Here is a 3,347-nt window from a genome sequence, read left to right on the forward strand (position 1 = left end):
GGTAAGAGCCTGTTAAAATTTCCGAATGAGGTGTCGAATACTGGATAAAAATAAGGTTGCCTCGGCACTGCTAGCGCTTAGTCAGGGGAATTACCAGCACAAACCTTTTGATAGTGCCGGGTTAGTTTCGTGCGAGCTTTGTCGAGCGAGAATTGCCAGTGGACGGTGGCGCATCGGGTATTACGTTCCGCGACACAGGCTTGGACCTGGGCCGTTAATTCCTCTTGGGTGGGAATACGCTGGTGCAGGCACTGGCGGGCGATGGCCGAGAGTTCAAGCTCGACCATGTTAAGCCAGGAGGCATTTTTGGGCGTGTAGTGGACCTCGAAGCGGGCGGCCAGGGCGCGGGCCGCGGCCGCGGGCAGGTACTGGTAAAAGACGGCATCGGTGTGGGTGTTCAGGTTGTCCTGCACCAGCACGATTTTCTCGGCTTGCGGGTAGTGGGCGGCTAGCTTCTGCATAAAGCGGCAGTAGTCGGCTCCGGTGCGCCGGGCCGAGACCTCCACCAAGCGCTGCCCTGTGCCCGGTTCGAAGGCCGCCAGCAGGCAGGCCGTACCCTGGCGCACGTAGGTGCTGCTTTCGCGCCGGGGACGGCCCGGTTTGGCGGGCTGCTGCCCTTGGGCCGGCTGGGCTGGCACGGGGGGCAATGGGGCGACGGGCTGGCCGTGGAGCACGCAGGGGCGCTCATCGAAGCAGACGAGGGGAAAGCGCGGGTCGTACGGGCGCTCGTAGACGGCCAGCACGTCTTCCATGCGGGCCAGAAAAGCGGCGTTCACGGCGCCCAGGCACCAGTGCTGCTGGCGCTGGGGCTGCACCTCGTTTTTTTGAGCACCAGCCCCACCGTTTCATGCGAAATCGTCTCTACCAGGCACAGTTCCACGGCTTTGTCGGCCAACAGGCGCAGCGTCCAGCGGCTGTGCCCCGTCGGGGCCGGCGTACAAGCCAGGGCCGTGAGGGCCGCGCGGGCCGCCCCGTCAAAGCGCCGGGGGCCGCCGCTGCGCGGCGCTTCGCCGAGCGCGGTGGCCAGCCCCTGCTGGACGAAGCGGCGGCGTACCTGATACACCGTCTGCACGCAGCAGCCTACTTCGGCCGCCACGGTATAACCGCTGACCCCGTCGGCCAGGCGCAAGAGCATCCGCCCGCGTTGCACCGTGCGCCCGGCGTGGCGGCCTCTGCGCGTTAAGGATTCAATCTGCGTACGGTCAGTTGCTGACAACAGGAATGGCGTAATTGGTCGTCCCATTCCGCAGCAACGACCAACCCTTGCTTTTGTTTATAAAATTCCTCTGACTAAGCACTAGGTTCGCATTCGTACTCCCGACTCAAGCGTCGATCCCAGTGCAGCCAACTGCTGGATCGTTCCACGACCCAGCGGATGGGCTGTGGTCTAAAGCCGCCATGGCTGCTCAGCCCGGGCGCTGTTTCCACCCGCCAGCCACCGTGCGTCTGCGCCCACTCAGCCAACGGGCGGCCCGCATAACCGGCATCGGTGAGCACCAGCGTGAGGCGTTCATAGCCCTGCTCATGCAGCTTTTGCAGCGCTTTCTGGCCGCCGATGCGGTCTTTTTCGTTTGCTGGCCCCACCGACACGGCCAGCAGTCGCCCGCCCGTATCGACCACAAGCTGGCGCTTGCGGCCCTGTACCTTTTTGTGACCGTCGAAGCCTTTGTCGGGCACGCCCCGCTCACTGCACTTGATGGATTGGGCGTCCAGGATGGCCACGCTCGGGCTGGGCTGGCCCGAGGGAGCGGACTGCTGGCGCTCGTGTCCGACTAGTACTTTATGGAGCCGTGCCCACTGCCCACTGACTTGCCAGCGCCGGAAATAATAAAAGCAGATCGGGTAGGGTGGAAAGTTGTTGGGCAGCAATCGCCACTGGCAGCCGCTTTTGGTCAGGTAGAGTAACGCATTGAGAATGAGACGCAATGAATACTTGCGGCGGCGTTGGGTGGGCAAGCTTTTCTCCATAACTTGCCACTGGGAGTCGGTCAGGTCGGTTTCGTACATCTTTGGTCGGATTGACGAAAACCATTAACCTGGCTGGCTCCTCTTTGTCTCTCAGCTACTTACATTCTTTAACAGACTCTAAAAGACTCGCCCGTTCAAGGCTCCGAGAAGCTTTATACCCGCAAGTGGTTTATGCTCTATGTAGTACTGTTTTGTATCCTGCTTACGGGTTTGATGTTCTTGGATATTCCTTGGTTACACCAGCTTTTACAGGATCATTACAACCTCAACAACCGATGGATACCCTTCTCCGGTTTAGCCTTGCCTGATGTCGCGTATTCATTTAGCCACGCCTGCACCAACGGTGCAGGCACCCGTGCCCACCAGTCCCACTAAGGCCGAGTACTATCAACGCTATGCCCTCTATGTGGGATTGGCAATCGGGATTGGCTTTCGCCTCTTCCATTTCTTTTACAATCGGTCTTTATTCATCGACGAGCTTTATCTCAATATCAGCTTAGTCAAACTCAACTTCTGGGAACTGGCCACCCAGCCCCTTGCTTATGAGCAGAAAGCCCCTATCGGCTATCTCTGGGTCGTTAAGCTGTGTGTTATGCTTTTTGGCAAAGGCGAAAAAGCGCTTCGGCTCTTTTCTTTGGTCTGCGGCATCGGTGCACTATTTGCGTTTATTCCCGTCGCTCGCTTTTATCTAAAGGCCTGGGGCGTTGCTCTTGCGGTGGGTTTGCTCTCCTTATCGTGGGCAACAATCTATCATTCCGTAGAAGCGAAGCAGTACAGTGCTGAGCTTCTGGCAACGGTGTTGGCATTACTACTCTACACCAAGTATCATCGTGCTACTCGGCTGCGGGAACTGGTACTATGGGGGGTTGCTGGGGGGCTTTTATTGTGGTTTGCATTCTCACTCATCTTTGTGCTCGCCGGTATTGCTTCGGTCGTTACCCTCAAGGCGATTTTTGAGCGCAAGTGGAAACGCTTCTTCACTTATCTGATTCCTTTTGGTCTCTGGTTGGTCAGTTTCAGCCTACTATACGGGCTATTTCTTAGCAAATATCACCAGTCTGGTTGGCTGATTGACTTCTTCGACAAAGCGTACGATGCCTTTATGCCCTTGCGACCGACCTCTTTTGATCGGGTTCTTTGGTTTATTAAGAAACCATACAGCGTACTCTACCACCCACTTGGCTTGTTGTTGGATCTTGATGATAGTATAACCAATTCAAGCGTTAAGTTTATTCTAAAATTAGGCTGGGTTGGAGGCACATTTATTGTCTTTGGAATGGGCATACTATTTAAATCACATAAATTTAATTTCTTTATATTATTTCTACCTATTCTCATCACCTTTTTAGCATCAGCGTTTAAAGTATATCCTATTTTCG

Annotated in this window: 4 protein-coding genes; 1 reads left to right on the forward strand and 3 read right to left on the reverse strand. The window is 56.1% G+C overall.

Features of this window, described 5'->3' with window-relative positions; genetic code table 11:
- Positions 1-77: 77 nt before the first annotated feature.
- From B9A24_RS00615 to B9A24_RS00625, 3 genes are read right to left on the reverse strand one after another with little or no spacing between them, the layout of a single operon-like run.
- On the reverse strand, positions 78-815 hold the full coding sequence (locus B9A24_RS00615) for an IS630 family transposase (protein WP_084443161.1): 738 nt from the start codon (positions 813-815) through the stop codon (positions 78-80).
- Positions 773-1,243: a helix-turn-helix domain-containing protein gene (locus tag B9A24_RS00620; RefSeq protein WP_084443163.1), complete on the reverse strand. Its 471-nt coding sequence runs from the start codon at positions 1,241-1,243 to the stop codon at positions 773-775. The genes B9A24_RS00615 and B9A24_RS00620 overlap by 43 nt, the downstream gene beginning before the upstream one ends.
- A 47-nt stretch (positions 1,244-1,290) precedes the next feature.
- Positions 1,291-2,007, reverse strand: coding sequence for an IS5 family transposase (locus B9A24_RS00625; protein WP_084443165.1), 717 nt, complete (start codon positions 2,005-2,007; stop codon positions 1,291-1,293).
- 268 nt (positions 2,008-2,275) lie between these two features.
- On the opposite strand from B9A24_RS00625, the gene B9A24_RS00630 reads away from it, so the two are divergent.
- Positions 2,276-3,347: glycosyltransferase family 39 protein (locus tag B9A24_RS00630; protein ID WP_143434672.1), on the forward strand; the 1,072-nt coding region annotated here is incomplete at its 3' end.

Source organism: Hymenobacter roseosalivarius DSM 11622 (assembly GCF_900176135.1).
In the GTDB taxonomy this organism is placed as follows: domain Bacteria; phylum Bacteroidota; class Bacteroidia; order Cytophagales; family Hymenobacteraceae; genus Hymenobacter; species Hymenobacter roseosalivarius.

Bases quoted from the DNA above. Each gene is read 5' to 3' on its own strand.
- B9A24_RS00620 (WP_084443163.1), bottom strand. From the start codon at position 1,243: ATGGGACGACCAATTACGCCATTCCTGTTGTCAGCAACTGACCGTACG.
- B9A24_RS00625 (WP_084443165.1), bottom strand. From the start codon at position 2,007: ATGTACGAAACCGACCTGACCGACTCCCAGTGGCAAGTTATGGAGAAA.